This is a genomic window from Streptomyces sp. NPDC006691 (assembly GCF_042869955.1).
Taxonomy (GTDB): Bacteria; Actinomycetota; Actinomycetes; order Streptomycetales; family Streptomycetaceae; genus Streptomyces.
Window position 1 is genome coordinate 222,461 of sequence record NZ_JBIAGW010000009.1, and the last position, 21,261, is coordinate 243,721.

The following is a 21,261-nucleotide window of genomic DNA, read 5'->3' on the forward strand; positions in this document are numbered from 1 at the left end:
GGGAAGTGCCGCGGACCGGCGCTCGTCAGGCCCGGCAGACCGTCTCAGGCGTCGATGCGTGAGCGGTCGAGGGTGGCGGCGGAGCTGGTGATGAACTCCTTGCGGGGCGCGACCTCGTTGCCCATGAGGAGGTCGAAGACCTGCTCCGAGGCCTCCAGGTCACCGATGTTGATCCGCCGCAGGGTACGGAAGCGGGGATCCATCGTGGTCTCGGCGAGCTGGTCGGCGTCCATCTCGCCCAGGCCCTTGTACCGCTGGATGGTGTCCTTGTAGCGGACGTTCTTGCGCTGGAACTCCAGCAGCGTGCTGCGCAGCTCGTTGTCCGAGTACGTGTACACGTACTTGTCCTGGCCCTTCTTCGGCTGGACCAGCTCGATCCGGTGCAGCGGCGGCACCGCCGCGAACACCCGGCCCGCCTCCACCATCGGCCGCATGTACCGCTGGAACAGCGTCAGCAGCAGGATCCGGATGTGCGCCCCGTCCACATCGGCGTCCACGAGCAGGACGATCTTGCCGTAGCGGGCCGCGTCGATGTCGAAGGTACGGCCCGACCCGGCTCCTATGACCTGGATGATCGCCCCGCACTCCGCGTTCTTCAGCATGTCGGAGACCGACGCCTTCTGAACGTTGAGGATCTTCCCCCGGATCGGCAGCAACGCCTGGAACTCCGAATTGCGGGCCAGCTTCGCCGTGCCCAGCGCCGAGTCGCCCTCGACGATGAACAGCTCGCTGCGCTCCACGTCGTCACTGCGGCAGTCCGCCAGCTTCGCCGGCAGCGAGGAGGACTCCAGGGCCGTCTTACGGCGCTGCGCCTCCTTGTGCTGACGCGCCGCGATCCGCGTCCGCGCGGCCGCGACGATCTTCTCCATCACGGCCCGCGCCTGCTGCTTGTCGTCCCGCTTCGTGGACGTCAAGAACGCCTTCAGTTCCTTGGCGACCACGTTCGCCACGATCCGGTTGGCGGCCGAGGTGCCCAGCACTTCCTTGGTCTGGCCCTCGAACTGCGGCTCCGCGAGCCGCACGGTGACCACCGCGGTGAGGCCTTCGAGCGCGTCGTCCTTGACCACGTCGTCCTCGGCGACCCGCAGCATCTTCACCGACCGCAGGACCTCGTTCACGGTCTTGGTCACCGACCGCTCGAACCCGGAGACGTGGGTGCCGCCCTTGGGCGTGGCGATGATGTTCACGAACGACTTCAGGTTCGTGTCGTAACCGGTGCCCCAGCGCAGGGCGATGTCCACGCCGAGCTCGCGGGTGACCTCGGTCGGGGTCATGTGACCGCGGTCGTCCAGGACCGGCACGGTCTCCTTGAAGGTCCCCGACCCGGACAGCCGCAGCACGTCGTTGACGGCCTTGTCCTGCGCCAGGTACTCGCAGAACTCACTGATCCCGCCGTCGAACCGGAACGTCTCCTCCGTCTTGCCCTCGCCGTCGAGACCCCGCTCGTCCCGCACCACGATCGTCAGACCGGGCACCAGGAACGCCGTCTGCCGCGCCCGCTGGTACAGCGTGTCCAACGACAGCTTCGCGTCCTTCAGGAAGATCTGGCGGTCGGCCCAGTAGCGGATGCGGGTGCCGGTGCGGCCCTTGGGCACGCGCTTGCCCTTGAGCAGCCCGTTGCCCGGGTCGAAGGGCGCGTCGGGCCCCTGCTCGGTGAAGATGCCGGGGACACCGCGCCGGAAGCTGATCGCATGGGTGGTGCCCCGGTCGACCTCGATGTCCAGGCGGGCCGAGAGCGCGTTCACCACGGAGGCGCCCACGCCGTGCAGGCCACCGGAGGCCGCGTAGGAGCCGCCGCCGAACTTTCCGCCGGCGTGCAGCTTGGTCATGACGACCTCGACGCCCGAGAGCCCGGTCTTGGGCTCGACGTCGACGGGGATGCCCCGGCCGTTGTCCCGCACCTCGACGGAGGCGTCGTCGTGCAGGATCACCTCGATGTGGTCGCAGTGGCCGCCCAGGGCCTCATCGACCGAGTTGTCGATGATTTCCCAGAGGCAGTGCATCAGGCCGCGGCTGTCGGTGGACCCGATGTACATGCCGGGCCGCTTGCGGACGGCTTCGAGGCCTTCGAGTACGAGCAGATGCCGAGCGGTGTAGTTGGAGCCGTCGCGGTCTGCCCCGCTCAGCAGCGCAGTGGACGGAACGGACGTCTCGGCGGTCACGCAGTTCGCTCCTCGCTGAATTTCAATTGCGCCCCGATGGGTAAGGGGCCGGCGTCGGTCGCCGGTCAGAGGGTACCGAGGCCTGGTAGAGCCGTTGTCACGCAACCCTCGCGAATCCTCATGCTAGTCCAGCGTCGCAAACATGTTCGATCCCTCGTTGGGGTGATGCGGATATCACGTTCCCATTCGGGCATGAACCATTTAGGCTCCGGGCACGTCCTCATGAACAACCGGCAACCCCGCCGGGAGGGCCAAACAAGACAAGCAACGCGAAACCCGTAAAGCTCCGCAATACGGCTCATTCGCCGCCAACCGGCAGCAGACAGCCACCTTGACCAAGAACTTTCGAGGAAAAGCCACGAGCGGGAACGTTTTCGGCCTGGTTGGATGTTGACCCTGGTACGACAGCTCGTCGAGCTAGAGAAGAGGCGACGTGACTACTGTTCTGACCCCCGCGAGCCCCCTGACGGCCGCCGACCGTTGCGACCGCTGCGGCGCACAGGCCTACCTTCGCGTAGTCCTGACCAGCGGCGGCGAACTGCTCTTCTGCGCTCATCACGGACGTAAGTTCGAGCCGGAACTGAAGAAGATCGCCGCTGACATACAGGACGAGACGGACCGCCTCACGGCGGTGCCCGAGTCCACAGGCGACGAGGATCGCTGAGACCTCGCATCACGACGAGCCAGGGCCGGTCCCGGACCGGCGACGGGCGGCCACTCCCCGTGCAGGGGGAGTGGCCGCCCGTTCTCGTGTCCGGACGGTCCGGACACCCGTTCAGCCGCCCGAGGGCCGCGCGATGGCCGACACCCGCGTGTAGACCCCGGGGCTGTCGGCCTGCCCGCAGCCGTTGCCCCACGACACCAGGCCGATGAGCCGCCCCTGGGCCACCAGCGGCCCGCCGCTGTCGCCCTGGCAAGCGTCGTGGCCGCCCCTGGGATCGCCTGCGCACACCATGGTGGACGCCTCGTACGTCCCATCCGAGTTCGGCGGGTAGGCGCGCGTACAGGCCGCGTCCGGCAGGACGGACACCGGCGCCGCCCGCAGCGCCGTCGGATAGCTGCCGCCGCCCGAGGTGTCGCCCCAGCCGTAGACCGTGGCGCGGGTGCCGGCCTGGTAGCCCGGGTCGCCCGCCGCGGCCACCGGGATCGCGGAGGCCGCGGGCAGCGGCCGGGACAGGGTCAGGACCGCCAGGTCGCCCGCATTGGTCCCCGGGTTGTAGCCCGGGTTGGTCCAAGTGGCGCTCACGGGGATCTCCTCACCCGCCGTCGAGCGCAGCTCGGTGCGATCGGCGATGACGACGAGGTCCCGCACCTTCGACACGTCCGCACCCAGGACGTCGCTGCGCAGGCAGTGGGCCGCGGTGAGGACGGTGGTGGGCCCCACCACCACTCCCCCGCAGAACTGGCCCGCCCGCGTACCTCCGAACCGGTCACGGCTGGACAGCGCCACGACCCAGGGGCTGTCCGAGATCTTGACGGGCTGCCCACCGATGACGACCTCGTCGGCGGCCGCGGGCAGCGGCGCCCCCAGTGCGATGACCCCAAGGGCGGCAGCCCCTGAGACGGCCCGGGCGATGCAGCGGGGCATACGGTCTCCTGACTCTCGGTGACACAAGCACACCCAGCGTCATTCAGGGCGCCTTCCGCCGCACCTCTGCGACGCACGAGGGCCCGGCCTCCGCAGGGAGACCGGGCCCTCGATGGCGTACCGACGACCGCGACTAGTCGAGGTAGTCGCGCAGCACCTGCGAACGCGACGGGTGACGCAGCTTCGACATGGTCTTGGACTCGATCTGGCGGATCCGCTCGCGGGTCACGCCGTAGACCTTGCCGATCTCGTCCAGCGTCTTCGGCTGGCCGTCGGTGAGGCCGAAGCGCATGGAGACCACGCCCGCCTCACGCTCGGACAGGGTGTCGAGCACGGAGTGCAGCTGCTCCTGGAGGAGCGTGAAGCTGACCGCGTCGGCCGGCACGACCGCCTCGGAGTCCTCGATGAGGTCACCGAACTCGCTGTCGCCGTCCTCACCCAGGGGGGTGTGGAGGGAGATCGGCTCACGGCCGTACTTCTGGACCTCGATGACCTTCTCCGGGGTCATGTCGAGCTCCTTGGCCAGCTCCTCCGGGGTGGGCTCACGGCCCAGGTCCTGGAGCATCTGGCGCTGGACGCGCGCGAGCTTGTTGATGACCTCGACCATGTGCACCGGGATACGGATGGTGCGGGCCTGGTCGGCCATGGCGCGGGTGATCGCCTGACGGATCCACCAGGTGGCGTACGTGGAGAACTTGTAGCCCTTGGTGTAGTCGAACTTCTCGACCGCGCGGATCAGACCGAGGTTGCCCTCCTGGATGAGGTCCAGGAAGAGCATGCCGCGGCCGGTGTAGCGCTTGGCCAGCGAGACCACCAGACGGAGGTTGGCCTCCAGGAGGTGGTTCTTGGCGCGGCGGCCGTCCTCGGCGATGATCTCCAGCTCGCGCTTGAGCTTCGGAGCGAGCTTGTCCGCGTTGGACAGCTTGTCCTCGGCGAACAGGCCGGCCTCGATGCGCTTGGCGAGCTCGACCTCCTGCTCGGCGTTGAGGAGCGGGACCTTGCCGATCTGCTTCAGGTAGTCCTTGACCGGGTCCGCGGTGGCTCCGGCGACGGCGACCTGCTGGGCCGGAGCGTCGTCCTCGTCCTCGTCGGACAGGACGAAGCCCTTGCTCTCGCCCTCGGGCTCCTCGTCGTCACCCTTGCCCGGCGCGGCGTCCTCAAGCAGCTCCTCGCCCTCGACGACTTCCTCGTCGTCGCCCTTCTTGGCGGCGGTCTTCTTCGCCGCGGCCTTCTTGGCCACCGTCTTCTTGGCAGCGGTCTTCTTCACGGCCGCCTTCTTGGCGACGGCCTTCTTGGGGGCGTCGTCGGCCTCGTCGGCCGACACGTCCACACTCTCGGCCGGGGCCGCGGAGGCGGCGACGGCCCTGGTGGTGGTCACGGTCGTCTTGGCCGCGACCGTCTTGGTGGCGGTGCGCTTCGCCGGGCTCTTCGCTGCGACGCTCTTGCGGGTGCGCTTCGGTGATTCCGCGGCACTGACCATCAGCGTCACACCCTCTTCCTCGAGGATCTGGTTGAGGCTGCGCAGAACATTCTTCCACTGGGTCGGCGGAATCTGGTCGGCTTCGAAGGCCCGACGCACGTCATCGCCGGCGATCTGTCCATCAGCCTTTCCCCGCTCGATGAGCGCCATCACAGACTCGGACTCGGCGATCTCCGGCGGGAGCGTACGGGATGTGCTGGCCGACACGAACAACCTCTCGAAACGATGGAAAACGGCTTCCGGCCCCGCCCAGGATCAGGCCGGAGCCGACGACCACCGGCTGGGGATGTGCCGGGGGCGCGGGCTGAACCTCGGAGCTGTACAGCGCCACGCGTGGCCGCTGCATTCCCTCCTCGGCTGTTACCTCTTAAGTCATCGCATGGTTCCGAGGAGTGTTACGCGCAATCTTCGTGGCCCGAGTCACACCCCAAAGGCGACCAAGGGCCCACAAGGGACAGATGCCCCACATTCGAGCCCGCCGGACCCCTCCGGGATCCGGCGGCACGCCTGGTGCGGCGGGCTCCGCTCAGTGCTCGCGCGGGGCGGGGACGACGCGCTCCACCTCGGGGTGCACGGTGAGCAGTTGACGCATGGCCGCCTCGGCCGCCATGGGGTCGCCGTTGGCGAGGGCGTCCACGATCCGCCCGTGGTGCGCGAGGGAGGCGTCCGAGGGGCGGTCACAGCCGGTGATCGGGGAGCCCGAGACCTGGAGCGCGGCCGAGACGATGCCGGAGAGGTGCTCCAGCATCCGGTTGCCGGCGAGCTGGATGAGGAGCGAGTGGAATTCGGCATCGGCTCGCGAGAAGGTGATCGAGTCACCCTGCGCGAGGGCGTGGCCCATGATCTCCACCATGTCCCCGAGGCGCTGCTGGACATCCTCGCGGCCGTGTCCCGCGGCGAGGCGAGCGGCGAGCGGCTCGATGGTCCAGCGCAGCTCGGCCAGCTCGCGGCGCTGGTCCTCGCGCTGGGGGCCGAAGGCGCGCCACTCGATGATGTCGGGGTCCAGCAGGTTCCAGTCGGCGACCGGGCGGACCCGGGTGCCGACGTTGGGCCGGGCACTGACCAGGCCCTTGGCCTCAAGCACGCGCAGGGATTCGCGGACGACCGTGCGGGAGACCTCGAAGCGCTGGCCGATCTCCTCGGGGACGAGCGGACGGTCCGCCCCGAGGTCGCCGGAGACGATCATCTGACCGAGCTGCTGGACGAGTTGCCCGTGCAGGCCACGGCCGCGGCTGCCCGCCGCGCGCCGGCCCACCCGGCCCAGTTCGGTGTCCCCGCCGTCCCAGGAAGGGGCGCCGATCCGGTCGGAGGAGCGCGCCTCCCCGTAGGGGTAGCGGTCGAGTTCGCCCGGGGCCGCGAGGCCGGCGTCGGCGGTGCGGGCGGTCATCATGGTGTGCGCAAGGGTGCTCATGCACCCTTTGTCGGCGGGACTCCCGTGGCCCTTGAGGTCTTTGGTGAAAAGCACACGAAAGGGTGATCACCGCCACCCCCGCAATTGACGCTTTATCGGAAAGAAGCGGGCATTCCCAAGGGAGTTGTGGACAGAACCTCGCTCGATGGCCGTGCGCGGCTCACCAACGGGCCCTGGCCCGCAGGCCGGTGAGGAGATAGGCGCAGACCAGAACGGCCAGCGAGAGCGCGAGCGCGGCTCCGACCGGTTCGGCGACCAGGTGCAGAGCGGCGAGCAGCCAGTGGTCGAGCACGTGGGGCCAGCGCACCCATGCCAGGTCGCGCAGCCGGTCGGGAAGCCCCGCTACCGACCGCACCGAGTGTCCGGCCACGGCCTTCCGCAGGAGCGGTACGACGACGACGGGCACGGCGAGCACGGCGGCCAGGCCCGCGCTGGTGGCCCGGAAGATCCCGGCGGCCAGCAGCCCGGCCCAGGCGCAGCCGACGGCGAGGCCGGCCCAACCCGCTCCCAGGCCGGCCCAATCGCGCGGCGGGCCCATCACGCCGGCGCCGTAGACGAGGCGCAGGGCCTGGTGATCGACGCCGACCGCGAGGGCGGCGAGCAGCAGGGCCGTCGCGGCGGTCACCACCAGCTTGGCGAGGAGCAGGCCGAGCCGGCGCGGGACCGTGCCGCGGTCGGCGGCGAGCGCCGGGTAGCGGTACTCGTCCCCGAAGGCGAGGGCGCCGAACAGGCCGGCGCCGAGCGCGGCGGGCGGCAGCGGCAGCAGGGCGGGCCAGGCGGCGAGGAGCCGGGGCGGCTCGGTCTGCCCGGACCGGGCGAGCAGTACGGCGAGCACCGCCGACGAAGCCAGAACGCCCGCCGCCAGAAGGAACGTTGTGCGCACACCGAGGAGCCTGCGCAACTCGTAGCGCAGGGGGCGCAGCGGGGTGCGGGCGGGGCGCGGGGCGATGGGCAGCGAGGGGGAACTCCCGGGCCGCTCGGGGCGTTCCCGGGGTGGGACGGTGACGCTCGGGCCGGTGTCGCCGACCTCGTCGGCGAGCCGGTGCAGCAGTACGCCGTTGCGGAAGGCCGTCTCCCCGACCTCCGCGCAGCTGCTGCCGTACACGGACAGGTGGCTGCCGTCCTCGGCGACCACCTCGACCGAGCGCTGGGCTGCGCGCGCCTCACGGCTGACCAGGGCCCCGAGGCGGGCGGCGTGCGGGGTGGCGACGGCGACGCGCGGCCGCAGCCGGGTGCGGGCGAACGCCGTGGCGTCCTGGTCGGCGACGAGGCGGCCGCCGTCGATGGTGACCACGCGGTCGGCGACCCGGGCCGCCTCCTTGGGGTCGGCGAAGGTGCACAGGACGGTGCCGCCGTGGTCGGCGTGGCCGCGCAACAGCCCGTGGAGCCAGGCGTTCTCGCGGGGTGAGAGCCCCTCGGCCGGTTCGTCGAGTACGAGGGTGTGCGGGTCGCCGAGCAGGGCGGCCGCGAGGCCGAGGCGGCGGTCCATGCCGAGCGAGAGGGTGCCCAGGCGCTGGTCGGCGACGCCGGAGAGGCCGACGACTTCCAGCATCTCCTCGGCGCGCGAAACCGGGACCCCGGCCACGGCGCACATCAGCTTGAGCTGGCCCCGGGTGGTGCGTACGGGATGGCCGGGCACATCACCGAGCAAGGTGCCCACCTCGCGGGCGGGGTGGGCGAGTTGGTGCAGGGGGCGGCCGCGGAAGTAGGTCACGCCCCGGCCCGGTTCGAGTTCGAGCATCAGGCGCAGGGCCGTGGTCCGGCCCGAGCCCGGGGCACCGAGCAGCGCGGTGAGCTGCCCGGGTCGCGCCTCGAACGTGAGGTCGTCCACGGCGGGCGGTAGGTCTCGGCGGGGGGCGCTGGTGAGTCCGATTGCCTGGAGCATCGCTTCTCTCGCGGTAGTTGAGACCGCTCGGCGGCACGGCGGGTACCGGAGCAAGATAACGCGACATTTCGGACTTTTGGTGCAGGAGCGGGGTGATATGGCCCCGGATGTCGGGCCTTTGGGCGCGCAAGGGTCCGCGCGGCGGCGAGTGCGGGTCCGCTGAGAGCGGCCCGCACACAGGCCCGCGGAAGCGCGGCCACCCTCCGTCCGACGCGTCGGGGGCGGCGGGGGCCGCGGGCGTCGCCGCGTCGGACGGAGGCGCAGGCTGTGCCGTCAGGCCGTGCCGTCAGACCTCGGGGCGCAGCATCGGCGGGTTGAGGAGCGTGGCGCCGCCGGCCCGGAACAGCTGGGCGGGGCGGCCGCCCTGGCGGGTCGTGGTGCCGCCGGCCGGGACCAGGAACCCCGGAGTGCCGGTCACCTTGCGGTGGAAGTTGCGCGGGTCGAGCGCGACGCCCCACACCGCCTCGTACACCCGGCGCAGCTCACCCACCGTGAATTCGGCCGGGCAGAAGGCGGTGGCCAACGAGGAGTACTCGATCTTCGACCGGGCGCGTTCGACGCCGTCCGCCAGGATCCGGGCGTGGTCGAAGGCGAGCGGCGCGGGCTGTTCGCCGTCGCGGCCGAAGCCGCCCTCCTGGCCCAGCAGGTCCTCGACGGGGGCCCAGCGCGCGCTGTGCGCGTCGCCGCCGGCGCGCGGTGCGGGCAGGTCGGGGGCGAGCGCGAGGTGGGCGACGCTGACCACCCGCATCCGGGGGTCGCGCCGGGGGTCGCCGTAGGTGGCGAGCTGTTCGAGGTGGGCGCCGTTGTCGAGCGCGGGGGCCGACGGATCCGAGGCGCACAGACCCGTCTCCTCGCCGAGCTCCCTGGCCGCCGCCATGGAGAGGTCCTCGTCGTCGCGGACGAATCCGCCGGGCAGCGCCCAGCGCCCCTGGAACGGTTGCTCCCCGCGGCGCACCACGAGCGCGCAGAGCGCGTGGCGGCGCACGGTCAGCACGACCAGGTCGACGGTCACGGCGAAGGGCGGATAGGCCGACGGGTCGTAGGGCGACATGCGGCGATCATAGTCGTCTGCTTGACGATAAACACTCCCTTCGACACCGTCCGGCACTTCTTCTCCCGGCGCACCGGTCGGCGCACCCAGCGGGCTCAGCCTCCCAACTGGAGTCCCGCGGCGGCCTGCTCGACCATGCCGACGCCGAGCCTGCTGACACGTACGGTGAACGGCTCCCCCGCGACGCTCAGGCCCGCGAGCCGGACCGCTCCGAGCGGGGCGGAACGCATCGGATCGAGGGCCACCGAACCGGCCGGCGCGTCCGGACGGATCCCGGCCAGGGCGGTGAGCAGCTGGATACCGGCCGCGGCCGCCACCGCCGCGGGACGGCAGGCGGCCGGATGCGGCACCGGCACGCCGCCCGCCGTCCGCTGCTCTCCCGCGTACATCTCGGGCAGCCGGTGCCCGAAGGCCTCCGAGGCGGCCAGGACGCCCCGCAGCAGGGCGGCGGCCTCCTTCTCGTACCCGGCGGCGGCCAGGCCCGCGACGGCGACCGCGCTCTCGTGCACCCGCACCGCGCCGGCCCGGTGTCCGAACGGGTTGTAGCCGGGCTCCTTGGCGGCGAGCCCGCGCAGCCCCCACCCCGAGTCCATCGCGGGGCTCCCGAGCAGCCGCGCCAGCTGCTCGGTCTGCACCTTGTCGAGCAACCCGGGAGCCAGGCGCCCACCGCCGAGCAGGCCGGTGTCCAGCAGATGGGCCGCGCCCGCGCCGAGCAGGGGCACCGGGCGCCCGTCGGCGGTACGGGCGGCGGCGGGCCGCCCGCCCCCCAGGTCCTCCAGCCAGAACTCCGCCCGGAACCGTTCCCTGAGCGCCCCGGCCCGCGCCCGCCAGGCGTCCGCTCCCGGTCTGCCGCACTCGCTCAGCAGCTCCGCGCCGAGCAGCGCGGCCCGGTGGAGGTGCGCCTGGGTCTCGGCCCGCACCAGCCCGGCGGCGACGGGGCCGCTCTCGGCGAGGTACCCGTCCTCGCCCAGGGCGGCTGCCAGCCAGTGCAGACACCGCTCGGCGGCGGGCAGCAGCTCGGCCACCTCCGGCTCGGGCAGCCCCCAGCGCCGCGCCTCCGCGAGGACGACCGGGAAGGCCAGCGTGGCCTCCACCCCGGTGCAGCCCGGCGGCAGATAGGGCCCCGCATCCCTGAACGGTCCCGGAATGCGCCCCAACTCCGGACCCGGGTCGGTGAGTTGGGTTCTGGCCAGGGTGCGCAGGGTGGCGGCGGCGAGCCGCGTGGACAGGGGCAGCGCCATCCTTGCCGCCCAGAGTGCCTCCGCGGGCGCCGGACCGCACCGCCAGGGAACCCCGGCCGCCGCATACAGATCGGAGGGGCGGGCCGGGTCGCGGATCAGCAGGGCCCGCAGGTCGTCGATGCTGCGGTGCAGCAGCGCCGCCACCCGTGGGTCGTCGCCCTCGGCCCGGGTCTCCTGCGGGGTGGGCAGCGGGCCCGCTCCCTGACCGGGCGGTCTCACGGGCCGCCCGTTCCTGATGCTCAGCTGGATCGTGCGGGAACCGCCCGGCGGCAGCTCCACCGCCCAGCGCAGCACCCCGGCGGAGGCCAGCGCGTCGGTCGGCGGCGGCTGCGCGGTCACCGTGCAGTGCGCGGTGCCCGAGGTCCAGCGCATGCCCGAGTCGTGCACGCTGGCGGGCAGTTCGGGCCCGGCGCGACCCGCGGCGACGGCACCGAGGTCGGCCAGGTCGCTGCCGAGCGCGATCTCCACCGGGAGCCGCAGCGGCCGCGCGGACGAGCTGGTCAGGGTGATGCGCTCGGTGCCGTCCGCCTGGCGGATCCGCTCGACGGCGATCTCCGGGTCGGGCCCGCCGTCCGACGCCGTGCGCACCACCGCGAGGAACCGGGCACGGTCGGCCGATATCGGCCTGCCCTGAACGGCGATCGGATCCCGGCCCGCCACTCTCAACTGGCAGCGGGACAGCAGCCGCCGGCCGTGCTGGTAGAAGCCTTCGAGGCCGTGGCCGGTGAGCTGGCCGTGTTCCGGCGACACCGCGAGGCCCGGCAGGGCCACGCAGATCACGGCGGCGTGCACGGCGGGGAGCTCACCGGGCGGCCCGGCGGGCTTCGCCGCGGCCGGCCCCGGCGGGCCCCCGATGGCGGGAGGGGGAGGTGCGGTGGGCGCCATTGCGTACCCTTCTGCGCGATCCGGGCGGCGGAGACGAGGGCGGTCGCCGGGCGCGGAGGCCGCCGTGCGTCGGCGCGATGCGGTGCCCGGTGCCGCGCCGCCCTCCACGTGAACGCCCCGGGCCACGGCCGGGTCACGGACGGGTCGCCCTCCCGGCCCCCGCCCCGGGGCCGACCGGCCGTATCCCGCCCTCACCCCGTCCCCTCCTCCGTCACCGGCTTCCCGCCCCGGCGACGCACCCGGTCCCGCGCCTTCTCCGGCCGGGGGCCGGTGGCGTCGGGCCGGGAGGCATCGGGACGGCCGGCTCCACCAGACCGGCCCGAACTCCCCTTCTGGTGCTGCCTGTTGGGGCCGTGGTGGCGTGAGGTACCGCCGGCCTCGCGACGGGCCTTGGGGCGAGGCCTCGGGCGAGCGCCGGGCTCCGCGGGCGGTGCGGCGGCCTCGGGTGCGGGCTCCGCAGTGGCCTCGGGTGCGGGAGCGGCTTCCGGCGCCGGAAGCACCTCGGCCACGGGAGCGGCACTCCACGCGTGCGCGTCCCCGGGCACTTCGGATGCTCCGGGCGCGGAGACGGCACCCGGCCCGGCGAGCCGTGCGGCGCGTTCCTTCCGTAGGCAGATGCGCAGCTCCTCCGGGTCGAGGCCCTGGTTGCAGGCCTGGTGCAGGAGGTACGCGAACCGGTAGTCGGGGTCGGCCCGCAGCGCGAGGCCGAAGGCGACCCGGGCGTGGGGTTCGTCGCCGGTCGACCTTCTCTGCACCAACGCGGTTGCGGGGGGTGCCCGGTGATGGCGGTCGAGCAGGTCGCGGTTCTCGCGACGTTCGGTGCGGTGTGGGCGGTGCTGTCGGTCGGCCACAACTTGGCGGATCACGTGATCGGTCAAACCGATGTGCAGGCGAACGGCAAAGCAGCGCCCTCGGCGACGGAGGTCGCCGAGGGCGTGAGCCCGAGGCGGGGCTGGGGCGCCTGCCTCGGTCATGTTGCGCAATATCACCTGGTCATGGCCGGTCTGCTGGCCCTGGCCTGGGCGGTCCTCCCGCTCGAACTGAGCGGGACTGGACTCGCGGTCGGGCTGATCGTCTCAGCCGTGACTCACGCGTTCTTCGATCGCCGCTGGCCGGTCCGCTGGCTCCTGGAACACGTCGGGTCGAAGGGCTTCGCGGACCTCAAAGCGGCCGGGATGAACGGCATGTATTTGACCGATCAGGCCCTCCACCAGACCGCGCTTCTGGTGTCCGCCCTGCTAATCACCCGTCTGTGACCTGGTGATTCTGATGAGGAATCGCAGGAATCCCGAGCGAGACGGGGCCGGTCCGCTGGAACCGCCGGGCTTGCTCCCGCTTGCTCCGGAGGAAAGTGAGGGTGAGGTCGAGCCCTTCGACTTCACCCCGCCAACCCTCCTCGGTCGCCCGGCGCCGACGGGCAACAAGGTCCTCCTCCAACTCGTCGAGCCGGGGCAGCATCTTCGGGTTGATGCTCAGCATGGGGCAGCGGACGCACGCATGTTCGTGAGCGCAGGGGGTGCCATAGGGCCGTCCGCAGGAGCCGAGCTCGACCCGGCGCTTGTCGAAGTGGTCCTGGAAGTCGTCCCACTCGGCCGGGCTGGGCTCGCGGTATTCGTCGGTCGGCCGCTCGGCCCGGCGCTGGGCGAGGAACTGCTGGTAGTGGGTGATCACGTCCTCGTCGAAGACCGCGACGTAACCACGGGTGGTCTGGATATTCAGGTGGCCGAGCAAAGCGGCGCCGATGTGGATGGGCAACCCGTTGTTGACGAGCTCAGTGGCAAAGAGCCGGCGGAAGTCCTGGGCGGAGAACTTGATGTCCGCGAACTCCGGATGCGTCGGGGTGAGTTCCTCAGCGGCCCGGCGGATCATGCGCCAGACGCTCGTGGTGGACATGGCCCGCTGGGTGCCGCTGTGAACTGTCTGGAAGAGGAACGGCATCTTCTCGCTCCAGATGCATTCGTGCAGGTCATAGCGTTGACAGACCGGGACGGTGCCGTGCTCGTCGCGATGGCGGCGGATCACCTGGGCCAAGACGTGGAAGAGCTCGGCGGACATGGGGATGACGCGTTCGCGGTCGCTCTTGGAGGGGCTGACCACCAGCAGGGCGACGACTTCGCCGCTGGGCCGCTGGTATTGCCGGATGCTCAGGTGGGTCAGTTCGGTCAGTTCCTCGGCCCGCAGGCCGGCCAGCCGCAGGGTCTCGATGATCGCCCACTGCCAGAACGCGAGGTTCTCCATCCACGAGATCCGCATCAGTTCCCCGGTGGCGCGGTTGACGGCCCTGACCGGTGGGCGGGCGTGCTTCTCCTGGGTGGAGACTCGCAGCCAGGTCGTGCCCTCAAAGACGAATTCCTCGCCTTCCTGGACGCTCTTGGCGGTCTCCATCATGTCGCGGAGGCGGTGCCAGTTGTCGTTGACGTGCTCGGAGAGGATCGGCAGCAGGGGCTGACGGGCCCGGGTGCGGTTCGCCGTACGTTCCTGGATTTTGCGTCTGCGCAGGTGGAACCAGCGCAGGTCAGCGTCCCGGATTGGGTTGGGAGCCACCCAGGGCGCCCAGCGTTCGGGCTCAGCGACCGCCCAGGTGTGAAGGTCGAGGTAGAGGGCCCGGACGGCCAGCATCGGCCCGTCGACATCGAGGCGGGGTTTGCCGTTGGGCAGGACCATCAGCCATTCCTTCCACTGCTGGAAGGTCTCCTCGGACAGGTGCAGGTCGGCCTGGTCGGGGTTGATCTCCTCGATCTGCTTCCACCAGAGTTTGCCCAGGTGGTGGATCAGGCCCCTTCGGGTCGAGTAGTCCATGGTGACGCTGCGGCGGTGGAGATAGTCGACGAGCAGGTCACGGACGGCGTGGTTGCGAAGCCGAAGGCGGTCGACGGCTTCCTCGATCGTGAGCTGTCCGCGGGTGACCGCCCCGCGCAGGGTGCTCGGGACGGACTCGGGGAAGTGCCCCATCTCGTGCAGGATCGGCCAGGCCAGCGTGCCGGAGAAGGTGCCCGAGCGGATGTTCTCGCCCGCCAGACCGTGGGTGCGGCATTCGACGGCGTAGTGCAGCAGCCCCTCCGCCGTCAGATCCCTCAGTTCGATGCCGAACACCGTGAGCGCGCTCGCAATGTCGAGCCTGGCCTTGGCCTGGCGGGGCTTCGAGACCGGAACGTTTTCGGTCCGGCGGCAAAACTCATCGAACAGCGGGTCCGCGGCCAGGCTGCGGAACCAGATGACGTAGCGGGGGAACTTGTAGGACCGCAGAGCCAGCAGGCTTGGTCGGATCACCCGGGCCGCGAAGACCAGGGCGACCCCCGTCAGCAGTTGGTGACGGAACGAGCTCCGATCCCCGGCGATCTCGGTGACCAGGTGATCCCGCTCGTTCAGGCCGGCGGCCTCCCATCGCTCCTGCCAGCTCTTGCCGGGGAAGGTTTCCAGGTGGGCCAGCAGGTGGCGGACCCCGCGGCGCATGTCGCTGGCCCGCGACGGGCCGACGTCCTGGTCGAAGTGCTGGCCGATGGCCTCAACGACGTCCTCGGCTGCCGCGCGGGTCAGGTCTCCGAGGGGGAACGGTGGACGGGGCGGAAGCGGGGGTGGTGCCGGGAGGATCGCGGTCGGCTGGAAAGCCCGCCGTTCCTCGGCGGCCTCGCCGACGTCGTGGCGGCGGACCCGGTTGGTCGTGGGGCCCATCAGCCGCAGGCTGTTCCCGACCTTACTTCCCGGCACCGAACACCGCCTCAAAATCGTCAGCGGCGTACTTCTGCGTCCAGCCGGTCGGCTCCGGCGGGCGGCTGTAGTGCTCGGCGAGCTTGTCGATCAGGTCGTCCAGGCCGACCGTCGTGTAGAGGGCGGTGGTGGTGACGTGCGCGTGTCGCAGGATCGACTGCACTTCCACCAGCGTCAGTTTCGGGTCCCTGGCCATCCGGGTCGCGGCGGTGTGCCGCAGGTCGTGCAGGGTCCAGTTCAGGCCGAGTCTTTCGTCCGCCCGCTGGATGACCCGGCGGGCCGCCCAGTAGGTCAGCGGCCTGGTCTCGCCGCGGCGGGTCCGCCAGATCACCTCGCCGGTCTCCGGGAGTCCGGCCTCTTCGAGGTAGGCGGCGAGGTAGGCCAGGGCCTCCGGGGAGACCGGGACGGGCTGCCGTTCCCGGGTTCCCTTGGAGATCACCCAGAGCTGGCCCTTGGTCCAGTCGATGTCACCGAGCTGGACGCCCAGCAGTTCGGACGCGCGGGCGCCGGAGGCGGTGTAGCAGGACAGCAGAGCGCGGTCCCGGCTGCATCGCATCTGCTCGAAGAGGTCGTTCCACTGCTGGTCAGGGATCGCTTTCGGCTTGCGGACCGGGACCTTCGGCCGCAGCCGGCCGCGGCGGAACTGGGCCCGGACCTCATCCGGTGCCCGGTGGGCCAAGGAGGCCCGACGGGCCCGGTTCTCCGGGACCGGATTGACCGCTGGCCCGCGGCCGAAGTGCATGTGGAAGGCGTAGAAGCCGTGGATCACCGACAGGTTGTGCGCGATCGTCGCGGGCGCGTAGCCCGACCGCAGCGTCTGCTTGCCGGTCTTCGGATTCACCGTCCCCGCCGCGTACCCACCTTGACGCCGCTTGCGCTGCGGATTGCCTGCGGACCGCAGCCAGCCGACCAGCACCGCGGCCTCCGACTCGGTGGCTTGCTCCCAACCGGTGTCCACCGCCCAGAGCACCCGGAACCAGCGCAGGAGGTCGTAGGCGTAACTCCGGCAGGTCAGCGGGCTGACATCACCCAGCATCCGGTCCAGCAGATAGCTGCTGACCGGTGGGATCGGCCGCCCTGCCCCGTCGATCGCCACCCATGGCAGCAACTCTCTATCCCCGGCGACCACCGCCCCGATCTGGGGCAGCCGTACCCGCCCATCTATCACGTCTCTGTGAACCCTGGAGGTCTCATGTGGCAACACGCCGCGATCTTCGACAACCACCACCGCCGAGTCGAGTCGATCACCAACTTGGTGCAGTCAATTGACCAGGACACCCAGCCGGCCAGGGTGAGCAGCGCGGCGGCATGGTCCTCGTACGGTCCGACACAGCGGCGGGCCAGCGCTCGCCACAGGCGCAGGGCGGGCCCCGCGTCGGGTTCCTCCATCCATTCGGCGGCCCAGTCACGGGTCGTACGGTCCTGGAGGCCCAGGATCACGGCCGCCGCCTCGTCGTGGGCGATGAGCCCGTCGTCCAGTTCGTCCGCCGCGTTCCCCCCGAGCAGCAGGCCCCCGGAGCTCCGGCCGGCCGCGCGGACGGCGTCCGTGCCGCGCGGCGGCATCGGCGCGTCCGCGATGCGCCGCATGAGCCGGGCCGCCAGGTCCAGCGTCTCGTCGGCCACGGTCCGCCGGTCGCCGTCGCCCAGGATGCGGGGGAACATCGCCGCGGCCGCCGCGTCCAGCGCGCGTTCCTGTTCGGCCACCGCCACCGGGGACCGCCACGGCGTGAGCCGCTCCTCCATCTCCCGCAAGGAGCCCCGGACTTGGATGCCCGCATAGGTCGCGGCCGCCGCCATCACAGAGGTGCCCGGCAGGGCGAGCACGCTTCCCTCGGCGGGGCAGCAGCGGGTGTCGGGGCAGCAGTACGACCAGTAACGGCCGTCGGAGATGCACAGCGCTTCGCGCACGGGGACGTCGAGGCCGCCGCACGCGGTGCGGAGCCGCTGGGCCAACGGCCTTAGCCGTTCCATCACTTGGCGCCCGGTACCGTCCGCCGCGGGATCCTGGCAGAGGAAGACGACGATGCCGTCCGGCCGGGGGCCGCGCCGTTCGCTTCCGGTCACCAGGCAGTCGGCGAGCTGGTCGGCGATGTCGGGCCACTCCTGCGGCGAGGCGGGCAGCCCGACCCTGACCCGGCCGCCGAACCGCCCGCTCCCGCCGTGCAGCGCGACCAGCACGATCGAGTCGGTCGGGTGGAAGCCCAGCAAGTACGGCAGCGCGTCGGCGAGTTCGGCCGGTCCGCGCAGGGTGATCCGGGGCTCGGCGGGTGAGCCGTGCGCGGCGGGGTCGTGGAACGCGGGGTCGGGAGCCTCGGGCCCGTGGTGCCGAGGACCGCGGACCTCGGCGCCAAGAGGCTCGCGGGTCTCCGCGCGGTGGGGCTCGTGGGCCTCCGCGCCGTGAGCCTCGTGGGCCTCCGCGCGGTGGGGCTCGGGCCCCGGGTGCCCGGAGTCGCGCACCCCGGGCGCTCGCAGCCCGAAGTCGTGGGTCGGAGTGTTCCGGGAGTCGTGGGAGTCGTGGGAGTCGTCGTGCTCGTTCATGTCTCGCATGTCCCGAGGGTCGCGCGGTCCCGGAGCTCCCACCACCCCTGTGGATAACGTTGTCCACAGGACAAAAGCGCTGGTCATACAAGTACCGGCCACCCCGCCCCCGCATGCCCGCGGGCCGCTCGGGAACGCTCCGGTCCGCGATTGTCGGACCCGTCCTGTTGTATGGGGGCATGGAGCACACGAGCAACGCGGAACTGCGTACCGAGGCCGACACCGTCCTCGCCCGTCTGGTCGGGGACGCCACCGGCACCGCGCGGCTGCGCGAGGACCAGTGGCGGGCCATCGAGGCGCTGGTCGCCGACAAGCGGCGGGCGCTCGTGGTGCAGCGCACCGGGTGGGGCAAGTCCGCGGTGTACTTCGTGGCGACCGCGCTGCTGCGGGCCCAGGGGGCCGGCCCCACCGTGATCGTCTCGCCGCTGCTCGCCCTGATGCGCAACCAGGTCGACGCGGCCGCCCGGGCGGGCATCACGGCCCGGACGATCAACTCGGCCAACCCCGAGGAGTGGGACACCGTGCAGGAGGAGGTCGCGGCGGGCGCCGTGGACGTGCTCCTGGTGTCGCCGGAGCGCCTCAACAACCCGGACTTCCGGGACAACGTGCTGCCGAAGCTGTCCGCGGCCACCGGCCTGCTGGTGGTGGACGAGGCGCACTGCATCTCCGACTGGGGTCACGACTTCCGGCCCGACTACCGCAGGCTCCGCACGATGCTCGCCGAACTGCCGCCGGGCGTCCCGGTGTTGGCCACCACCGCGACCGCGAACGCCCGCGTGACGGCGGATGTGGCCGAGCAGCTCGGCACCGGCGGCGGCTCGGACGCGCTGGTGCTGCGGGGCCCCCTGGACCGCGAGAGCCTCAGCCTCAACGTGGTCTCGCTGCCGGACGCCGCGCATCGCCTGGGCTGGCTCGCCGACCACCTCGACGAGCTGCCGGGCTCCGGGATCATCTACACGCTGACCGTCGCGGCGGCCGAGGAGATCACCACGTATCTGCGCCGTCGCGGGCACACCGTCGCCTCGTACACCGGCAAGACGGAGAACGCGGACCGCCAGCAGGCCGAGGACGATCTGCTCGCCAACCGGGTCAAGGCGCTGGTCGCCACCTCCGCGCTCGGCATGGGCTTCGACAAGCCGGACCTGGGCTTCGTGGTCCACCTCGGCTCGCCCTCCTCCCCCATCGCCTACTACCAGCAGGTCGGCCGCGCGGGCCGCGGTGTGGATCACGCGGAGGTGCTGCTGCTGCCCGGCCGCGAGGACGAGGCGATCTGGAAGTACTTCGCGTCGGTGGCCTTCCCGCCCGAGGAGCAGGTGCGGCGCACCCTGGACGTGCTGGCACACAGTGAGCGGCCGATGTCGCTGCCCGCCCTTGAGCCCCTGGTGGAGCTGCGGCGGACCCGTCTGGAGACGATGCTGAAGGTGCTCGACGTGGACGGCGCGGTCCACCGGGTCAAGGGCGGCTGGACGACCACGGGACGGCCCTGGACGTACGACGCCGAGCGGTACGCGTGGGTCGCCCGCCAGCGTTCGGCCGAGCAGCAGGCGATGCGTGACTACGCCTCCACGACGGGCTGCCGGATGGAGTTCCTGCGCCGCCAGCTCGACGACGACCAGGCGGCGCCGTGCGGGCGCTGCGACAACTGCGCGGGGGCCCGCTTCACCGCCGATGTGTCGGGCACGGCGCTGGACGAGGCGCGCGGCGAGCTGACCCGGCCGGGCGTGGAGGTGGAGCCCCGCAAGATGTGGCCCACCGGGCTCGCGGCGATCGGCATCGATCTGAAGGGCCGTATCCCGGCGGGTGAACAGGCCTTCTCCGGAAGGGCGTTGGGGCGTCTTTCGGACATCGGCTGGGGCAACCGGCTGCGCCCGATGCTCGCGCCCGGCGCCCCGGACGGGCCGGTGCCCGACGATGTGGTCCAGGCCGTGGTGAGCGTCCTCGCCGACTGGGCCAGGGGCAGGGGCGGCTGGGCCTCGGGCGGTCCCGACGCGCCGCCCCGGCCGGCCGGTGTCGTGACGCTCCCCTCGCGCACGCGGCCGGCGCTCGTCTCCTCGCTCGGCGCGCGGATCGCGGAGATCGGCCGGATGCCGCTGCTCGGGTCCCTGGAATACGCCGAGGGCCCGGCGGGCGAACGGATCGCGCAGTCCAACAGCGCCCAGCGGGTACGGGCGTTGCACGATGCCTTCGTCGTCCCCGACGCACTGTCCGCCGCCCTGTCCGAAACCGGGGGCCCCGTGCTCCTGGTCGACGATGCGTCCGACACGGGCTGGACGCTGGCGGTCGCCGCCAGGCTGCTGCGCCGCTCCGGAGCCGAGGGGGTGTTCCCGCTGGTCCTCGCGGTCCAGGCGTGAGAGCAGGGGTGGCCGGGGGTGCCGCTGGGCAGGGATATGAGTGCCATACCCGTCGATTCAGGTCAGCGACGTCAATTGCTCGTTGCCGCCCGACCTCGCGGCGGGAAGAATTGGAGCCGCCCCCGCACGGTCCCCCTGTGGTCCTGAAGGGCTGTGCCGCGGTGCGCCCCCACCCGGCGCCGCCCGCACCGTGGGCGCGTATTCGGAAGGGAGGACCGTGACCTTCGGATTCGCTCCGTCCGCCGCCTCGGCAGCAGCGTCCACCCGCGTATCGGCCGACTCCGCGAACCGCTTCGGGCGGATCCTGGAGCCCGCCGAGTGGGCCGCCGCCGGCATTCCGCTGCTGCGCAATCCGCGCGAGGTCGTCAGCGGGCTGCACGCCCGGCACCGGCCGACGCCCACGACCGCCGTCGTCGCGGTCCTCGACCACGAGGAACGGCTCGCCGCCAGCGCGTCGTTCGCCCGTCGCGCGGCTCCGGCCGACGGCTGGGAGTTCCGCAACGCGCTGCTCGCGCAGCTGCGCCGGGTCATCCCGCACGATCTGCGCCGCCGGACCCCGGTGCGTACCGCCGTACTGCTCTACTGCCGTGACGGCGACGAGCGGTGGACGGAGGAGGACGGGGCCTGGATGTGGGGTCTGCGCGATGCCTGCACGCTGCACGGGCTGCGCTGCGGTGCGTACATCACGCTCACACGCGACGGCTGGCAGGTGCTCGGCGAGGGGCGCGGCGGCCGTCGCCCCAGCTCGATCTCGGGGCCCGGCTCCCTGGCGGACGCCGGCAACGAACTGACCGAACCGCTGCCGTTGCGCTCGGGCACCGCCGCGGTGGACATGCTGCGGCGCACCGCCGCACGCTGAACCGTTTCGGCAGCAGGGCCGGGAACCCGGCCTGCCCGGGATCGGGCCCGGCCGGCCTCGCGGCGCGGCCGGTCGTCACCGCTCCATCGGTCGTCATCGCAT

The 21,261-nt window shown here is 72.0% G+C and carries 15 protein-coding genes; 4 read left to right on the forward strand and 11 right to left on the reverse strand.

Features of this window, described 5'->3' with window-relative positions; genetic code table 11:
• Window positions 1-44 precede the first annotated feature (44 nt).
• Entirely contained in the window at window positions 45-2,162 is a 2,118-nt protein-coding gene (locus ACFYNP_RS21555) for a type IIA DNA topoisomerase subunit B (protein WP_161257489.1), read from the reverse strand.
• 433 nt (window positions 2,163-2,595) lie between these two features.
• Between ACFYNP_RS21555 and ACFYNP_RS21560 the strand changes: the two genes are divergently transcribed.
• The gene (locus ACFYNP_RS21560) at window positions 2,596-2,826 is read left to right on the forward strand and encodes a hypothetical protein (protein WP_100575885.1); all 231 of its coding nucleotides are present in this window, start codon (window positions 2,596-2,598) and stop codon (window positions 2,824-2,826) included.
• A gap of 111 nt (window positions 2,827-2,937) precedes the next feature.
• Here ACFYNP_RS21560 and ACFYNP_RS21565 read toward each other — a convergent pair whose 3' ends face one another.
• From ACFYNP_RS21565 to ACFYNP_RS21595, 7 genes are all read right to left on the reverse strand, one after another.
• Complete coding sequence (locus ACFYNP_RS21565) at window positions 2,938-3,750, reverse strand: S1 family peptidase (RefSeq protein WP_388787295.1); 813 nt, start codon at window positions 3,748-3,750, stop codon at window positions 2,938-2,940.
• 133 nt (window positions 3,751-3,883) lie between these two features.
• The gene (locus tag ACFYNP_RS21570) at window positions 3,884-5,437 is read right to left on the reverse strand and encodes an RNA polymerase sigma factor (protein WP_388787297.1); all 1,554 of its coding nucleotides are present in this window, start codon (window positions 5,435-5,437) and stop codon (window positions 3,884-3,886) included.
• 319 nt (window positions 5,438-5,756) lie between these two features.
• Complete coding sequence (locus ACFYNP_RS21575) at window positions 5,757-6,641, reverse strand: FadR/GntR family transcriptional regulator (protein ID WP_388420048.1); 885 nt, start codon at window positions 6,639-6,641, stop codon at window positions 5,757-5,759.
• Between the two features lie 160 nt (window positions 6,642-6,801).
• Window positions 6,802-8,526 carry an ATP-binding cassette domain-containing protein gene (locus ACFYNP_RS21580; RefSeq protein ID WP_388787300.1) on the reverse strand — a complete coding sequence of 575 codons (1,725 nt, stop codon included), beginning with the start codon at window positions 8,524-8,526 and terminating at the stop codon, window positions 6,802-6,804.
• Window positions 8,527-8,812: 286 nt separating this feature from the next.
• A complete protein-coding gene (locus tag ACFYNP_RS21585; RefSeq protein WP_345259010.1) occupies window positions 8,813-9,577 on the reverse strand; it encodes an NUDIX domain-containing protein in 765 nt (254 codons plus the stop codon).
• A gap of 95 nt (window positions 9,578-9,672) precedes the next feature.
• Window positions 9,673-11,703, reverse strand: a complete 2,031-nt coding sequence (locus ACFYNP_RS21590; RefSeq protein WP_388787303.1) for a glycogen debranching N-terminal domain-containing protein — start codon at window positions 11,701-11,703, stop codon at window positions 9,673-9,675.
• A gap of 191 nt (window positions 11,704-11,894) precedes the next feature.
• Window positions 11,895-12,569, reverse strand: a complete 675-nt coding sequence (locus tag ACFYNP_RS21595) for a DUF4192 family protein (RefSeq protein ID WP_388787306.1) — start codon at window positions 12,567-12,569, stop codon at window positions 11,895-11,897.
• Here ACFYNP_RS21595 and ACFYNP_RS21600 point away from each other — a divergent pair.
• Window positions 12,486-12,959 carry a hypothetical protein gene (locus ACFYNP_RS21600; RefSeq protein ID WP_388787406.1) on the forward strand — a complete coding sequence of 158 codons (474 nt, stop codon included), beginning with the start codon at window positions 12,486-12,488 and terminating at the stop codon, window positions 12,957-12,959. The genes ACFYNP_RS21595 and ACFYNP_RS21600 overlap by 84 nt on opposite strands.
• Here ACFYNP_RS21600 and ACFYNP_RS21605 read toward each other — a convergent pair.
• Genes ACFYNP_RS21605 through ACFYNP_RS21615 form a run of 3 tightly spaced genes read right to left on the reverse strand, consistent with a single transcriptional unit; the run spans window position 12,946 to window position 17,958 of the window.
• The gene (locus ACFYNP_RS21605; protein ID WP_388787308.1) at window positions 12,946-15,375 is read right to left on the reverse strand and encodes a tyrosine-type recombinase/integrase; all 2,430 of its coding nucleotides are present in this window, start codon (window positions 15,373-15,375) and stop codon (window positions 12,946-12,948) included. The genes ACFYNP_RS21600 and ACFYNP_RS21605 overlap by 14 nt on opposite strands.
• A gap of 22 nt (window positions 15,376-15,397) precedes the next feature.
• A complete protein-coding gene (locus tag ACFYNP_RS21610) occupies window positions 15,398-16,579 on the reverse strand; it encodes a tyrosine-type recombinase/integrase (protein ID WP_388787311.1) in 1,182 nt (393 codons plus the stop codon).
• The gene (locus ACFYNP_RS21615; protein ID WP_388787313.1) at window positions 16,576-17,958 is read right to left on the reverse strand and encodes a DUF4192 domain-containing protein; all 1,383 of its coding nucleotides are present in this window, start codon (window positions 17,956-17,958) and stop codon (window positions 16,576-16,578) included. Before ACFYNP_RS21615 ends, ACFYNP_RS21610 begins: the two co-directional genes overlap by 4 nt.
• 170 nt (window positions 17,959-18,128) lie before the next feature.
• Between ACFYNP_RS21615 and ACFYNP_RS21620 the strand changes: the two genes are divergently transcribed.
• Window positions 18,129-20,300: a RecQ family ATP-dependent DNA helicase gene (locus ACFYNP_RS21620; protein ID WP_388787317.1), complete on the forward strand. Its 2,172-nt coding sequence runs from the start codon at window positions 18,129-18,131 to the stop codon at window positions 20,298-20,300.
• Window positions 20,301-20,517: 217 nt separating this feature from the next.
• Entirely contained in the window at window positions 20,518-21,159 is a 642-nt protein-coding gene (locus tag ACFYNP_RS21625) for a hypothetical protein (RefSeq protein WP_388420058.1), read from the forward strand.
• The last annotated feature ends 102 nt before the right edge of the window (window positions 21,160-21,261 follow it).